Source organism: Flintibacter hominis (assembly GCF_014287965.1).
GTDB lineage: Bacteria > Bacillota > Clostridia > Oscillospirales > Oscillospiraceae > Lawsonibacter > Lawsonibacter aceti.
The window spans coordinates 169,537-183,677 of record NZ_JACOPO010000003.1 but is presented as its reverse complement, the minus strand read 5'-3'; the positions used below and the strand labels follow the sequence as shown (position 1 = coordinate 183,677).

Sequence of the window (14,141 nt, the reverse complement as noted above, 5' to 3'; positions counted from 1 at the left end):
CCTTTCCGGACACTTCTTATCTTCCGAACAGCTTGCCCACATCACTTAGGGTGACCACCAGCATCAGGCACATCAGCGCAGCCAGACCGGCCATGTGGACGTATCCCTCGTACCTGGGATCTATTCTCTTTCGGAACAGTCTATAAAGCACGGTGTTAAGCAACAGGAAAAACACTCTCCCGCCGTCCAACGCTGGCAGCGGCAGAAGATTCATGACCGCGAGATTGACCGCGATGAGGGCCGCAAAATAGGTCAGGCTGTAAAAGGCCGCATAGGCAGACGTAGCCGAGCTCCCCACTTCCGTCATGGTATCCACGATGCCGACAGGTCCGGACAGGTCGCGGACTCCCACAGATCCTGAAATCAGGTCCCCCAGACTGATCCACACCAGGCGGACAAAGTCCAGGGACATATTCCAGGCGTATTGCACCTTTCCAAATCCGGACAGAGGCGCAGCCTCCGAAGCCACCAGGATTCCGCGGCGGTTTGTGGTCACTCCTTCTTCGTCGGTACGCTCCTGACGGGGCAGATAGAGGCCGTCCAGTCGCACCGTCTGCCCGTCGCGCTCCACTACGATGTCTAGCGTATCCCCCGCCCGCTCCAGATACATCTGGGCATTGCCGTAAACCAGGATTCGGTGACCGTCAATAGACAGAAACCGATCCCCTGGCAGGAGCCCGCATTCTTCAGTTCCATAGCCGGGGGTAGAACCTCCGTAGGTTTCCACAAGGACAGCCTGCTGTGGAACATAGAGAATCAGGATCAGAAGCAGTCCAGTGAGAAAATTCATTGCGGCTCCGGCGCACAGAATGACCATTTTCTTCCAACTGGCCGCCTTTCCAAAGGCCCGCGGATCAACGGAGTCATCGTCCTCCCCCTCCATGGCACAGTATCCGCCAATAGGAAGGATACGGACGCTGTAAAGGGTGTCACCCCGCTGCTTTTTCCAGATAGCTGGGCCCATCCCCACAGAAAACTCGTTGACCTTTACCCCCAGCAGCTTTGCCGTGGCGAAATGGCCCAATTCATGGGTGGCGATCAGGACGCCGAAAATCAGAATTGCGACGATGATATAGAGCATAGAACCTCCAAAAAAGGTAAAATCAATCAATGGCCTCTCGCGCTGCCCGGTCAGCCTCCAGGACGTCGTCTAACCCAGGCTCCCGAACTACTGGTACCCGCTCCATGGCCAAGGCCACCTTCTCAGCGATCTCCAGGAATCCGATCTTCCCGGCCAGAAACTGGGACACCGCCTCCTCGTTAGCGCCGTTGAGGATGGCGCCGGCTGTTCCCCCTGTTTCGGCTGCCTCCATCGCCAGCTTTAGGCACCGGAAAGTATCTGTATCCGGTGTCCCGAAAGTCATTGACCCACAGTTCCACAGGTCCAGTGGGACAGCCGGACCGGGCGTCCGCTTAGGCCATGTCAGGGCATATTGGATGGGCAGACGCATATCTGGCGCGCCAAGCTGGGCAATCATGGCATTATCACAGTATTCCACCAGCGAGTGGATAATACTCTCCCGGTGGATCAGGACAGAAATTTTCTCCGGTGGCATCCGATATAGGTGCATAGCCTCAATAAATTCCAGCCCTTTATTCATCAGGGTGGCCGAATCCACAGTGATCTTCGCCCCCATTGACCAGTTCGGATGCTGTAAAGCATTTTCCCTGGTCATTCCTTTCAATTCAGCAGGTTTTTTGCCATAGAAAGGGCCACCGGAGCAGGTGAGAATCAGCCGTTTGACCTCTCCCCTGTCCCTGTTGCCCTCCAGACATTGGAATAGGGCGGAGTGCTCTGAATCCACAGGTATAATCTGGGCCCCATAGTCCCGAGCCTCCTCCAGTACAAGCTGGCCGGCACATACCAGCGTCTCTTTGTTGGCCAGAGCGATCCGCTTCCCCTCACGAATCGCGGCCAAGGTGGGACGCAGACCGATCATTCCCACCACAGCGGTAATGACAGTGTCAGCGCTGGAAAGGGAAGCTGCCTCCAGAATGCCCTCCATACCACCTAACACCCTGACGTTCGTATCGGCAAGTTTGACCCGCAGATCGCCGGCCGCTCTCTCGTCCATCAGAACAGCAAGCTCAGGCCGGTATCGGCGCGCCTGCTCCTCCAGCAGTTTCACACTGGAATTGGCTGTAAGCGCCACCGCCTCCATACCGCAGGCGGAAATCACCTCCAGAGACTGCCGCCCGATGGAGCCTGTGGAGCCTAAGATTGTGATTCGTTTACTCATATTAAAATACCCTCAAAATCAAAACGGCAAGGCACACAACAATCCCGGTCAGAAGGGAGGCAATCACTGTGTGCGGGTCCCACTGTTTCTTCTGTGCCGGGGTCTTATAGCACGCGGCAGCTCCAGAGAATATGGCAACGAAGATTGCCAGCCAAAGAAACCAGGGCAAACCGGCAAATTCCAAGTTTATCCTCCTTACAACGCCAAGTACACGAAGTTCGCCCGACCAAAATTTTCTTTACCTCTTTTCTTTTCTAAAAGAGAGGAAATTAGAAGGCCGGAATCAGCTCCACTAAAATCAACAGCATGGGTGCGGCGAAGATCATAGAGTCAAACCGGTCCAGCATCCCTCCATGTCCTGGAAGCAGAGTCCCATAATCCTTGATGCCGAACTGCCGCTTTACCAAAGAAAAAGACAGGTCACCCAACTCAGTAATAGCGCTTCCCAGTATCCCATAGAGCGCCATGATGTGAAGTTCCACAGACAAGCCTGCGAATTGCCGCAGAAGCAGGCCGTAACCCAGGAGGAACAGACCTCCGGTCAGCAGTCCTCCAATATAGCCTTCCACAGATTTATTAGGGCTGACCTTGGTGACACCCCGGTGTTTCCCAAGAAATACGCCCGCAAAATAGGCTCCGATGTCGGTAGTAAAGGCGCAGAGCACAGGCAGCAGCACTAAAAATCTGCCGTTCTCCATCATTTTGAGGGGTATCAGTGAGGACAGAAACAGGGGAACAGCGATGCCCCCAAAGAGGCAGACAACAATCTCACTGAATTTGATCTCTCGCTCTGTGCCGTACTGGCGGACAGCAAAGAAAAAGGCCACAGCCATCAATGCGAGAGAAACCGCCCGGATATACCAACCACCATAGCCCCACCGCCAGCATCCAAAGGGAATCATAGCCGCAGCGATGGCAGTAAAAATATACAGTCCATTATGGTGAGCTACCTGTGTCGCCCGCAGCAGTTCAAAAGAGGCAAGGGCCAAAATAAAGGCCAGCATCACGACCAAATAGATTGGCGGCAGGAAGAATAGCACGCTTAGAAAAAGGGGGGCCAGTACCACCCCGACACAAATACGTTTCAGCAAATCACACACCTCCAAACCGACGATCTCTATTCTGATACGCCGCAATAGCCTTGTGGAGCTCAACCTTAGAAAAGTCAGGCCAGAGTACATCAGTGAAGTAAAACTCCGAATAGGCAGACTGCCACAGGAGAAAATTGGACAGCCTCAGCTCCCCACTGGGGCGGATGACCAGATCCGGGTCCGGGACTCCTCTGGAAAAAAGGTATCGTCCAAACTGCTCTTGTGTCAGATGGTTCGGGTCCGCCTTTCCCTCCAGGCAATCTTTGGCATAGTTCATGGCCCCCCTAAGCAGCTCGTCTCGCCCCCCGTAATTTAGGCAGATATTGACCTGGCAGCCCTCGTAGTGGCGGGATATCTCTCTTGTCCGCTCACACAGCTGTCGAAGCTCAGGGGTCAGAGGGGAAAGATCTCCAAAAAATTCCATTTTTACTCTATCCCGCTCCATCTGCCCGATGGCCTCCAAAAGATATTTCTTCAACAGGCCCATGATGGCAGATACCTCATCCGGAGGCCGCTTCCAATTCTCTGTAGAAAAGGCATAAACTGTAAGGTATTCCAGTCCAATCTCCTTGCAGTAGGTGGCTATGGTACGGAAATTCTCTGCGCCGGCGGCGTGGCCGGCTGTACGCGGCATTCCTCGTTTTTTTGCCCAGCGACCATTTCCGTCCATGATAATCGCGATATGCCGGGGCAGCCGCTTCAGGTCCACCGCTGGCGCTCTATCCGCTTTTGATCTGAAAAAATCCATAAATTGATATCCTATCCGCACAAATGCAGAATGCAGAAGAAAAAATCATTCCGCATTCTGCATTGTGCATTTTCAGTTCATTAAACTGCCATCAGTTCGGCTTCCTTTTTGGCTGTCAGGTCATCGATATCCTTGCATCGCTTATCTGTCAGGTCCTGCAGCTCCTTCTCCATGGATTTCTGGTCGTCCTCGGTGAGCTCGCCGTTCTTCTTCATCTTTTTGAAATCTTCCATGGCGTCCCGGCGAATATTACGGACGGCCACCTTGCCCTCCTCGCCGTACTTGCGGACCTGTTTACCCAGTTCTTTACGGCGCTCCTCCGTGAGCTGGGGAAAAGCCAATCGAATCACACGCCCATCATTCTGGGGGTTAATGCCCAGGTCAGAGGTCTGAATTGCCTTTTCAATTGCCCTAAGCAGGGTGGCATCCCAAGGCTGGATCACCAGGGTCCGGGGATCGGGAGAGGACACGGCAGCCACCTGATTCAGCGGCGTGGGCGTTCCATAGTACTCTACCATGATCCGATCCAGCACGCCGGCATTGGCGCGGCCCGCCCGGACAGAGGCAAAATTGGACTTGACTACCTCGATGGTTTTGAGCATCTTATCATCGTATACCTTATTCTCTGGACTCATGGTCTTAACTTCCTTTCCTTGTTCCATTTCTCTGTTCAGGGCTCATCCGCCCACAATAGTACCAATCTTCTCCCCCATAACTACTCGGAGGATATTCTCCGGGTCCTTGAGTGCAAAGAGCAAAACAGGGATCTTATTGTCCATAGACAGAGATGTAGCAGTGGAGTCCATCACCTTCAGATGCTGGGCTAGCACATCGTCATAGGTGATGGCGTCATACTTGACCGCACTGGGGTCCACCTTGGGGTCTGCGGAATAGACACCGTCGATATTCTTGGCCAGCAGGATGACATCGGCGTCGATCTCCGCGGCACGAAGGACCGCCGCAGTATCGGTAGAAAAGAAGGGATTTCCAGTGCCGCAGCCGAAGATGACCACTCTGCCCTTCTCCAGATGGCGGATGGCACGGGATCGGATATAGGGCTCTGCCACGGACCGCATCTCGATTGCCGTTTGGACCCGAACTGGCACCCCCTTTTGCTCCAGCACATCTGCGACCGCCAAGGCGTTGATGGTCGTAGCCAGCATACCCATATGATCAGCGCGGACCCGCTCCATCTGGTCGCCGCCGTCTTTTACTCCGCGCCAGAAGTTTCCGCCGCCGACGACCACGCCTACCTGGACACCAAGCTCCACACACTTCTTCACTACATCACAGACACTGCCGATCACATGAAAATCCAGGCCGCGGGAAGCTTCGCCAGCCAGGGCCTCACCGCTGATTTTCAGCAGGACTCTTTTATATTTGGGCTGCTCCATAGGAACCACTCCTCGTGTTTCATTTTTTCTATTTTAATATAATTCTTTCCATTTGCATAGAGGGAAAGACAAAGTTTTTGAAAATATCTTTTTGTTCATGGCGGCCCCTAATCACGCTTGCAGCCCGGTCTCCTGCTCTGCTATAAAAATTCCTTGCCTTTTTCTTTGTTGCGCCCCATAATAAAGCTTGAGGTGACACCATGGAAAGTCTGTTTTGCTGTCCTCTCTGCTTAGGAAACTTGGAGCGAAGCGAGGGACGATACCACTGCTCTTCCGGACACAGCTTCGATGTGGCGTCGGCCGGCTATACTCATCTCTTGCCCGCCAACCGCAAGCACTCCAAGAATCCCGGTGACGACAAAGAGATGGTGGCCGCTCGTGCGGCCTTTTTGGAGCGCGGGCACTATGCCCCGCTGCTGTCTGCCCTGTGCGCCGCCGTGCTAGACCAGGTGACCGCCTCCTCCCCTGTCCTGCTGGACAGCGGCTGCGGCGAGGGCTATTATACCGCCGGACTGCACAATGCCCTTACTCACTCCGGGCGGCAGCCCAGAACAGCCGGCATCGATATCTCCAAATTCGCCCTGCGCCGTGCGGCCAAGCGGATTCCCCAGGGGGAGTTCGCCGTAGCTTCAGTCTACCGGCTTCCCCTTGCCGCCCGGAGCGTAGACCTAGTAACAAATATCTTCTCCCCGTTGGCGGCGGAGGAGTTTGCTCGGGTGCTTCGGCCTGGTGGACTATTCTGCTACGTGGTCCCCTCAGCCCGTCATCTTTGGGAAATGAAAGAGATCCTATACCCCGTCCCCTATGAAAATCCTGTAAAGCGGGAAGACTATCCAGGCTTTGATTGGGTTGGGGCGGAACAGGTTCGCTATGGTCTCCACTTGGATCGCCCTGAGGATATTATGGCACTGTTCCGCATGACTCCCTATGCCTGGAAAACACCCCGTGAGGGCATAGAACGGTTGAGCTCACTAAGCCAGATTGACACACAGATTGGATTTGACATCCACCTGTATCGCAGAGAGTAAAGGAGCGTTATATGTATCATCCTGTCCTATGGGCGGCCTTTGGCACCGGAATTACCTGTCTGTCCACGGTTCTTGGCTCCGCCACTGTTCTATTTGTCCGGGGTAAGACTACCCCCACCCTTCAGCGGATGTTTTTGGGCTTCGCGGCCGGGGTAATGGTGGCCGCCTCAGTATTCAGCCTGCTCCTGCCCGCTATCGAGGAGGCGGAGGCCGCTGGCGGGGTTGGGTGGCTCCCAGCAGCAGGAGGCTTTATTCTGGGGGTGCTGTTCCTGTGGGGACTAGACTCCCTTCTCCCCCACCTACATCCGGAGTCAGACGCTCCAGAGGGTCTCCCTTCCTCCTGGCGGCGGACCACCCTGATGGTGCTGGCTGTCACCCTCCACAACATCCCAGAGGGAATGGCGGTAGGCCTTTCCTTCGCCCTGGCCGCCCAGAGTGACGGCGGAAGCCTGTCTGCCGCCATGGCGTTGGCGGTGGGCATTGGCCTTCAGAATTTTCCGGAGGGCGCCGCTATCTCCCTCCCCCTTCGTCAGGAGGGGATCAGCACCGGCCGAGCCTTTCTGTATGGCGCTCTTTCCGGAGTGGTAGAACCTATTTTCGGCATTTCAGTGGTTTTGGCCGCGGGAACCATCACCCCCTTTATGCCCTGGCTGCTCTCCTTCGCCGCCGGCACCATGATGTATGTAGTCACAGAGGAGCTCATCCCGGAGGCGCATTTGGGAGAGCACTCCAATACCGGCACGATGAGCGTGATGTTTGGCTTTGTCGTAATGATGATCTTAGACATCGCACTGGGATAGAAAAGCTTATAATTTTTATATGTCAACGCCCGTCCATCTACTTTCGTCAGATGGGCGGGCGTCTCTGTTTCCTGGGGTAGATTGAACACTGTTACGTCGGCCCATTAGGGAACGTTTCAGAGGGGGCTCCCACTTCTGCCTTGTTCAGCTCAACTTCTCCAGCCCCAGCTTCAGCCGGCGAATCGTTTCCTCCCGACCGAGGATCTGGCAGATCTCTACCGCTCCTCCAGGTGTCACCGCCTTGCCGGCGGCGGCGATGCGAATGGGCCACATCAAGGTGGCGTTCTTGACCTGCAGCCCCTCCGCCAGACCGACCAGGCTGTCGTGGATCATCTCCTGGTTCCATACAGGGATAGCCTCAAGCATGGGGATAGCCGCGTGGAGCATATTCCGGCAGACACCGGGATCGGTTTTTGATTTCTTGTTGGTAAACAGCGCCACATCATACTCTGGCAGAGCATCAAAGAAGTCCACCTTTTCGGGAATGTCTGTCAGTTTCTCGCATCTGGCCTGAAGCAGGGCCGCCACGGCTTCTGCCGAGATATCCGGGTTCTTCACCCCCTGTCGGATATAGGGCTCCGCCGCCCGAGCAAATGCTTCGGGGGACATGGCCCTGATATACAGTGCGTTGAAATGGGTCAGCTTCTCTATATCGAAGATGGCCGGGGACTTGGACATCCCCCCAAGATCAAAGGCCCGTGCCAGCTCTTCCAGGGAGAATACTTCCTGCTCGGCCAGTTCTCCTCTGGGCGACCAGCCTAACAGGGCCACATAGTTCAAAATGGCCCCGGTCAGGAACCCCTGGGCCTTCAGATCCTCATAGGAGGGGTCTCCGTGGCGCTTAGACATCTTGTTCTGGGCGTCCCGCATGACAGGCGAGCAGTGGACATAGGTGGGAATGTCCCAGCCAAAGCCCCGGTACAACAGGTCATATTTTGGGGCGGAGGACAGGTACTCGCTCCCACGGACCACATGAGTAATGCCCATTAGGTGGTCGTCGATGACATTGGCGAAGTTGTAGGTGGGCATCCCATCCCTCTTGATGAGCACCTGGTCGTCCAGCGTGTCGTTCTCTACGGTGATATCGCCAAAGATGGCATCGTGGAAGGTGGTGCTCCCACCATGAGGGATCTTCTGCCGGATGACATAGGGCTGCCCGGCGGCCACACGGGCCTCCGCCTCCTCTTTGCTCAAGGAGCGGCAGGGGTCATCGGACCGGTCAAAATCACCGGAGTCCTCCTCCGACTCGCACTTCTCGCAGAAGCAGTAGTAGGCGTGCCCCCGCTCCACCAGTAGCCTTGCATATTTTCCGTAGGTATCCCTTCGCTCTGACTGGATATAGGGAGCCACAGGGCCACCCACATCCGGGCCCTCGTCATGATCCAGCCCGCACTCGGCCAGAGTCTTATAAATGACCTCGGTGGCTCCATCCACCAGGCGGCCCTGATCGGTGTCCTCAATACGCAGGATGAAGGTTCCGCCGGCGTTCCGGGCGATCAGCCAGGTATAAAGGGCTGTTCGCAGATTACCCACGTGCATATATCCTGTGGGAGAGGGGGCAAATCGGGTGCGTACCTTCCCTTTGGGGATTTTAGCCTCCATCTCCTCAAAATAGTTTCTATCCAGTTCCATATCTTGTTTCCCTCCGTCGCAGCGGTCATACCGCTTTCTCGCCAAGTGGTCTGCCGTTATTATATTGGATTTTTTTGCTCTTGGCAAGTGGTCAAGGACTCTGGCGCACCAGATACTCCCGTTTTTCATAGAATGGAGAAAAAACGGAGGTATCTCTATGCCCATTATCTATCTCTCCCCCTCCACCCAGGAGTGGAATTACTTTGTCACTGGCGGCACGGAAGAGCAGTACATGAACCAACTGGCTGACCTGATGGTACCCTATCTGGATGCCTCAGGTATCCGGTATGTCCGCAATACCCCTGATATGACCGCCGCCTCGTCCATTGCCGCCTCTAATGCCGGAAATTTTGACCTGCACCTGGCTCTTCACTCCAATGCCGCGCCGGAAGGACAGTATGGCACCGCACGGGGCTCCCTGATCTTCTACTATCCCGGCAGTGTCCAGGGAGAAAAGGCGGCACAAATCGTGGCTGATGGTTTGAAAGCGATCTATCCGGTCCCTAATCTGGTACAGACAGTTCCCACCACCTCCATTGGTGAGGTGCGCCGGGTCCGGGCTCCCTCTGTTTTCATTGAGCTGGCATTCCATGACAACCTGGAGGACGCAAACTGGATCATCGACAACTTGGGCGCCATCGCCCGCAATATTGTTCTCTCCCTCACTGAATATTTCCAGATTCCCTTTTTTGAATCAGAAAACCGCCATCCCGGCGTAGTAGATGTCACTTATGGTTACTTGAATATCCGCTCCCGTCCCACTACCCAGGCCCCTGTGATCGCCCAAGCGCCGGACGGAGCTCCCATCACCATCATCAATCAGTGGGATGGCTGGTATTTGGTCAACTATCAGGGCTCTATCGGTTACGCTAAGGACGATTTTGTAACACTGAATTAGCTTTTTCCTAAGAAAGGAGGCTTTCCTATGGATATCCATGTAGTCAAGTCCGGAGATACTCTCTATTCCATCGCCCTCCAGCATGGCGTGCCCATGTCACAGCTAATCCTTGATAATCAGCTGCCGGAGCCGGACCGCCTGGTCGTAGGGCAGGCCATCGTAATCCAATACCCGGAACAGACCTACACGGTCCAGGCGGGCGATACTCTTTTTTCCATCGCTGCCGCGCACCAGACTACTGTGCGCCAGTTGCTGCGCGATAACCCGGCGCTGGGCGGCGGGGACCGGATCTTCCCCGGTCAGGTCTTGATTCTCTCCTACCGTCAGACGAGGGAGGGAACCTTATCTGTCAACGGATACGCCTATCCCCATATCGACCGTGGACTGCTCCAGCGCACGCTCCCCTTCCTCTCCGATTTGACGCCCTTTACCTATCGATTTACAAACCAAGGGGCACTCATTCAGCTAGACGACCAGTATATGATCGATGCCGCCCAGTATATGGGAGTTCGGCCTGTCTTTCATCTCTCCAACCTTGATGACACTGAGGGAGCTTTTTCCCAGGATCTGGCCCACATTGCCCTCACAGACCAGCAGGTCCAGACTAGGCTGATCCATGAAGTGCTGGGAACTTTGCACAGCCTTGGCTATCAGGGAGTGGATGTGGACTTTGAAAATGTGGCCGCCCAAGACGCTCAGGCTTATGCCCAGTTCATCAGCCGCCTCCGTGAAGCCCTATCTCCGCACAACATCCCTGTCCTAGTGGCCCTCACAGCCAAGACCTCACGGGATCAGCCCGGTTCTCTCTACGAGGGTCATGATTACCGCCTGCTGGCCCAGGCGGCGGACTATGTTCTGCTGATGACCTATGAGTGGGGCTACTCTTATGGACCTCCTATGGCCATAGCGCCTATCCGAAACGTACGTCAGGTGATAGAATACGCGCTAACGGAGATGAAAGCAGAACAGATCTTTTTGGGTATCCCCAACTACGGCTACGATTGGCTGCTCCCCTATCAGCAGGGGCGGCGCGCGCCCTCCATTTCTAACCAGGAGGCAGTCCAACTGGCGATCCGCCATTACGCCGCCATCCGCTATGATCAGGAGGCTCAGTCCCCCTGGTTCCGGTATGTGGATGGAAGTGGGCAGGAACACGAGGTCTGGTTCGAGGATGCCAGGAGCATCAAGGCCAAGCTCGCCCTGGCTCAGGAATACGGTCTCTATGGAGTGGGGTATTGGAACCTGATGCGGCCCTTCCCGCAGAACTGGACGGTCCTCAATTCCCTGTACCACATCCGGGAAGAGCTTTCATCGGGGACTGGATTTTTTTCCTCCTCTGCTGTATAATAGGCATTGATTTATACAAAGGAGGACGTTTTCATGTCTGTCACGATTGGAATGAAAGGCAGTGCAGAGGCCCTTGTCTGTGAAAGCAACACAGCTCAGGCGGCTGGCTCCGGCACGCTGCCTGTCTTCGCCACCCCGTGGATGTGTGCTTTGATGGAACAGGCATCTTGGACCGCCGTGGCCCCCGGACTAGAGGAGGGGGAAAGTACCGTAGGAACTAAGCTGGACGTCTCCCATGACTCCGCCACGCCCTTAGGTCTGAAGGTGTGGGCTGAAAGCGAGGTCACTGAAGTGGACGGCAAGCGCATCCTTTTTCAGGTAACCGCCTACGATGAGAGAGGGCCCATTGGGAAGGGCACCCATGAGCGGTTCATTATCACGGACCGGCGTTTTCTGGATAAGGCCGCCCGGAAGCTGGAGGGCTGAGTCCATGTCTATCGAGAAGGTCAGAGCCTACTTCCGTCCCTTGGGGCGGGAACAGGATATCCTGGAGTTCCCGGTATCCAGCGCGACAGTGGAACTGGCCGCACAGGCGGTCGGTGTTATCCCTGCCCGGATCGCCAAGACGCTCTCTTTCCTGGTGGACGGGGCGTGTATTCTGGTGGTCACCGCTGGAGACGCAAAAATCGACAACAGCAAATTCAAGGCTTTCTTCCATACCAAGGCCAAAATGCTGACTCCGGAGCAGGTGTCCCAGCTCACCGGACACACGGTCGGCGGCGTCTGCCCCTTCGCCAACCCTCCGGGGGTGAAAACTTATCTGGATATTTCTCTCCGCCGGTTTCAGAGCATCTTCCCTGCCGCCGGCAGCTCCAACTCCGCCATTGAGCTGACCTGCCCGGAGTTGGAGGAATATTCCGGCAGTCTGGAGTGGATCGATATCTGCAAGGGCTGGCAAGAGGAATCCTAAACCATTTCACTTCCCCACAGTATGAAAAAACAGCGGACCCGACGTTTGTCGGGTCCGCTGTTTTTATGTAACTGTTCCAAGGCTCAACCAAAGTAGGAGGCGCCGTTGATGTTGACGTCCTCACCAGAAATATAGGAGGCCTCGTCAGAAGCCAGCCACACAATGGTATTAGCCACCTCACGGGCAGTGCCGGCGCGGCCCATAGCCTGCTTGGCGCGGGACTCCTTCTCCGCCTCATCAGAGAGTTCAGCACGGATATCAGTGGCAATCAGACCAGGACACACACAGTTGACGGTAATCATATCCTTGTACCGCTTGCACAGTTCCATGGCTTGGGCACGGGCAAAGGCTATGATGCCAGCCTTCGCAGCGCAGTAGTGAGCGCCGCCGTACACACCGCCGCCGCACTTGGCGGAAACGGAGGAAGTATTGACAATACGGCCATAGCTGTTTTTGACCATGTAGGGCACGACTAGCTTGGAGCACAGGAAGGTACCCACCAGGTTAACGTTCATAATGCGCATAAAGTCATCCTTGGTCATATCAGCGATGGCGACGGGCTGGGTGATACCGGCGTTGTTGCATAGCACATCGATACGGCCGTACTTGGCAAACACAGCCTCAAACATAGCGGTAACAGAGTCAGCATCGGTAACGTTGACGCTGACGGCCATGGAATCACAGCCAAATTCCGTATTCAGGTCGTCGGCGTTCTTCTGGGCACCCTCCAGATTCATATCAGCGACCACGACGTTACAACCCTTCTCGGTCAGAGCGCGGGTGATCTCCCGGCCAATCCCGTGTGGAGAGCCGGAGCCGGTAACAATGGCGACCTTACCTTCAAAATCCATGATGATTTCCTCCTGTTCAGCTTTTTTGATACTCCACAGTCCGAGCCCATGGAGCGGTTACACAGGGAATCTCTCCCCCGGTTCCCTTCAGCTCATGAGTATCATATCATTTAAATTATGAAATTTCAATCATTATATTTTAAAAATATTGAAATATTATTTCATTTATAATGCACAAAGAAATTTGTAGGTTGCCGCCGCCTCTCTGGGGACAATGGACCGATATGAGGCTGTCATCCTTGACTTTACATCGAAAAGCAGTATAATTTCACTATACTGACCATGTCTTGACAGAAATAAGCCGGATAACAGGAGTTTTATTCATGGAAGAATCCTTGCTTTATATCCAGCGCATCAAAGCTATGTATCAATCGCGGACCTTCTCCAAATCTGACCGCCTGATTGCCGACTATATCCTAGCGCATCCGACCTGTGTTGCCTCCACCACGGCTGCCGAGCTGGGAGAGGTCACCGGGACGAGCTCTGCAACGGTGGTCCGTTTCTGCCGGAAGCTGGGGTTTTCCGGTCTTGTTGATTTGAAAATGAGCATGGCCTATCGCTATGCCAACGGTGAAAACATCATCATGGACCTGGACCGAGGGGATAATGTCCATCAGATCAAGCAGAAGGTCATCAGCTTTACCAAAATGGTGGCAGACCATTTGATGGAAAGTCTGGATGATCAGGCCCTGGCCTGCGCGGCCCAGGAGATTCTCAGGGCAGAACAACTGGTTATCGTTGGCGAGGGGGGCTCTGGCACCATTTGTAGAGCTGCTTACGACATCTTTCTAAAGCTGGCGATCCAATGCCGCTATGTATCAGATCCCCTCTTTCAAGCCATGGAGATCGGGTCTATGAAGCAGACAGATGTACTGCTCCTAATCGTCAACTCTGGCCGTACAGCCAACATGGTCCAAAATGCCCAACTGGCCCATGCCTGCGGGATCAAGACCATCGGCATCGTCGGTTCCTCCAATTCTCCCATCTCACAGTATTTGGACATTGAGATCCGGACAAGCCTTTTCCGCAGCGACTACTTCAGCGATCTGGCTGCTGCCAGGACCTGCGAGTTGACCGCCATCTCCATTCTCCATTCTATCATCGCTCTGTCCTGTGACGAGGCGCGGCTGGCAAAAGGACAGCGGATCGCCGCTTTCATGGAGAAAAAAAGACTGCCAAATAGCTGACCCACCGCAGGATGC

16 protein-coding genes are annotated in these 14,141 nt (G+C 54.9%); 7 read left to right on the top strand and 9 right to left on the bottom strand.

What is annotated here, in order from left to right; genetic code table 11:
• Positions 1–16: 16 nt before the first annotated feature.
• From H8S11_RS06120 to pyrH, 7 genes are all read right to left on the bottom strand, one after another.
• The gene (locus tag H8S11_RS06120) at positions 17–1,081 is read right to left on the bottom strand and encodes a M50 family metallopeptidase (protein ID WP_186852531.1); all 1,065 of its coding nucleotides are present in this window, start codon (positions 1,079–1,081) and stop codon (positions 17–19) included.
• 22 nt (positions 1,082–1,103) lie between these two features.
• Positions 1,104–2,240 carry a 1-deoxy-D-xylulose-5-phosphate reductoisomerase gene (locus tag H8S11_RS06115; RefSeq protein WP_147571727.1) on the bottom strand — a complete coding sequence of 379 codons (1,137 nt, stop codon included), beginning with the start codon at positions 2,238–2,240 and terminating at the stop codon, positions 1,104–1,106.
• A 1-nt stretch (position 2,241) separates the two neighbouring features.
• A complete protein-coding gene (locus H8S11_RS06110) occupies positions 2,242–2,424 on the bottom strand; it encodes a hypothetical protein (protein ID WP_147571726.1) in 183 nt (60 codons plus the stop codon).
• Positions 2,425–2,509: 85 nt separating this feature from the next.
• A complete protein-coding gene (locus tag H8S11_RS06105) occupies positions 2,510–3,331 on the bottom strand; it encodes a phosphatidate cytidylyltransferase (RefSeq protein WP_186852530.1) in 822 nt (273 codons plus the stop codon).
• 1 nt (position 3,332) lies between these two features.
• Positions 3,333–4,079, bottom strand: a complete 747-nt coding sequence (gene uppS, locus H8S11_RS06100) for an undecaprenyl pyrophosphate synthase (RefSeq protein ID WP_186852529.1) — start codon at positions 4,077–4,079, stop codon at positions 3,333–3,335.
• Positions 4,080–4,159: 80 nt separating this feature from the next.
• Positions 4,160–4,741: a ribosome recycling factor gene (frr, locus tag H8S11_RS06095; RefSeq protein ID WP_494545936.1), complete on the bottom strand. Its 582-nt coding sequence runs from the start codon at positions 4,739–4,741 to the stop codon at positions 4,160–4,162.
• A 15-nt stretch (positions 4,742–4,756) separates the two neighbouring features.
• Entirely contained in the window at positions 4,757–5,473 is a 717-nt protein-coding gene (pyrH, locus tag H8S11_RS06090; protein ID WP_147571723.1) for a UMP kinase, read from the bottom strand.
• Between the two features lie 200 nt (positions 5,474–5,673).
• Between pyrH and H8S11_RS06085 the strand changes: the two genes are divergently transcribed.
• Entirely contained in the window at positions 5,674–6,501 is an 828-nt protein-coding gene (locus tag H8S11_RS06085; protein WP_147571722.1) for a putative RNA methyltransferase, read from the top strand.
• An 11-nt stretch (positions 6,502–6,512) separates the two neighbouring features.
• Positions 6,513–7,301 carry a ZIP family metal transporter gene (locus tag H8S11_RS06080; protein ID WP_147571721.1) on the top strand — a complete coding sequence of 263 codons (789 nt, stop codon included), beginning with the start codon at positions 6,513–6,515 and terminating at the stop codon, positions 7,299–7,301.
• Positions 7,302–7,445: 144 nt separating this feature from the next.
• Here the strand turns inward: H8S11_RS06080 and gltX are convergent, their stop codons facing one another.
• Positions 7,446–8,933 (bottom strand): glutamate--tRNA ligase, encoded by a 1,488-nt coding sequence (gene gltX / locus H8S11_RS06075; RefSeq protein ID WP_186852528.1) that lies wholly within the window; start codon positions 8,931–8,933, stop codon positions 7,446–7,448.
• Between the two features lie 157 nt (positions 8,934–9,090).
• On the opposite strand from gltX, the gene H8S11_RS06070 reads away from it, so the two are divergent.
• From H8S11_RS06070 to H8S11_RS06055, 4 genes are read left to right on the top strand one after another with little or no spacing between them, the layout of a single operon-like run.
• Positions 9,091–9,831, top strand: coding sequence for an N-acetylmuramoyl-L-alanine amidase (locus tag H8S11_RS06070; protein WP_147571719.1), 741 nt, complete (start codon positions 9,091–9,093; stop codon positions 9,829–9,831).
• A gap of 27 nt (positions 9,832–9,858) precedes the next feature.
• A complete protein-coding gene (locus H8S11_RS06065; protein ID WP_186852527.1) occupies positions 9,859–11,178 on the top strand; it encodes a LysM peptidoglycan-binding domain-containing protein in 1,320 nt (439 codons plus the stop codon).
• Between the two features lie 33 nt (positions 11,179–11,211).
• Positions 11,212–11,604 carry a thioesterase family protein gene (locus H8S11_RS06060; protein WP_147571717.1) on the top strand — a complete coding sequence of 131 codons (393 nt, stop codon included), beginning with the start codon at positions 11,212–11,214 and terminating at the stop codon, positions 11,602–11,604.
• Between the two features lie 4 nt (positions 11,605–11,608).
• A complete protein-coding gene (locus H8S11_RS06055; RefSeq protein WP_186852526.1) occupies positions 11,609–12,088 on the top strand; it encodes a YbaK/EbsC family protein in 480 nt (159 codons plus the stop codon).
• An 83-nt stretch (positions 12,089–12,171) separates the two neighbouring features.
• Here the strand turns inward: H8S11_RS06055 and H8S11_RS06050 are convergent, their stop codons facing one another.
• Positions 12,172–12,939 (bottom strand): SDR family NAD(P)-dependent oxidoreductase, encoded by a 768-nt coding sequence (locus tag H8S11_RS06050; RefSeq protein WP_186852525.1) that lies wholly within the window; start codon positions 12,937–12,939, stop codon positions 12,172–12,174.
• Positions 12,940–13,262: 323 nt separating this feature from the next.
• Between H8S11_RS06050 and H8S11_RS06045 the strand changes: the two genes are divergently transcribed.
• The gene (locus tag H8S11_RS06045; protein WP_147571714.1) at positions 13,263–14,126 is read left to right on the top strand and encodes a MurR/RpiR family transcriptional regulator; all 864 of its coding nucleotides are present in this window, start codon (positions 13,263–13,265) and stop codon (positions 14,124–14,126) included.
• Positions 14,127–14,141 lie beyond the last annotated feature (15 nt).

Coding starts and splice junctions, on each gene's coding strand:
- H8S11_RS06120 (WP_186852531.1), bottom strand. CDS start 1,081: ATGCTCTATATCATCGTCGCAATTCTGATTTTCGGCGTCCTGATCGCC.
- H8S11_RS06115 (WP_147571727.1), bottom strand. CDS start 2,240: ATGAGTAAACGAATCACAATCTTAGGCTCCACAGGCTCCATCGGGCGG.
- uppS (WP_186852529.1), bottom strand. CDS start 4,079: ATGGATTTTTTCAGATCAAAAGCGGATAGAGCGCCAGCGGTGGACCTG.
- frr (WP_494545936.1), bottom strand. CDS start 4,741: ATGGAACAAGGAAAGGAAGTTAAGACCATGAGTCCAGAGAATAAGGTA.
- pyrH (WP_147571723.1), bottom strand. CDS start 5,473: ATGGAGCAGCCCAAATATAAAAGAGTCCTGCTGAAAATCAGCGGTGAG.
- H8S11_RS06085 (WP_147571722.1), top strand. CDS start 5,674: ATGGAAAGTCTGTTTTGCTGTCCTCTCTGCTTAGGAAACTTGGAGCGA.
- H8S11_RS06080 (WP_147571721.1), top strand. CDS start 6,513: ATGTATCATCCTGTCCTATGGGCGGCCTTTGGCACCGGAATTACCTGT.
- gltX (WP_186852528.1), bottom strand. CDS start 8,933: ATGGAACTGGATAGAAACTATTTTGAGGAGATGGAGGCTAAAATCCCC.
- H8S11_RS06070 (WP_147571719.1), top strand. CDS start 9,091: ATGCCCATTATCTATCTCTCCCCCTCCACCCAGGAGTGGAATTACTTT.
- H8S11_RS06065 (WP_186852527.1), top strand. CDS start 9,859: ATGGATATCCATGTAGTCAAGTCCGGAGATACTCTCTATTCCATCGCC.
- H8S11_RS06060 (WP_147571717.1), top strand. CDS start 11,212: ATGTCTGTCACGATTGGAATGAAAGGCAGTGCAGAGGCCCTTGTCTGT.
- H8S11_RS06055 (WP_186852526.1), top strand. CDS start 11,609: ATGTCTATCGAGAAGGTCAGAGCCTACTTCCGTCCCTTGGGGCGGGAA.
- H8S11_RS06050 (WP_186852525.1), bottom strand. CDS start 12,939: ATGGATTTTGAAGGTAAGGTCGCCATTGTTACCGGCTCCGGCTCTCCA.
- H8S11_RS06045 (WP_147571714.1), top strand. CDS start 13,263: ATGGAAGAATCCTTGCTTTATATCCAGCGCATCAAAGCTATGTATCAA.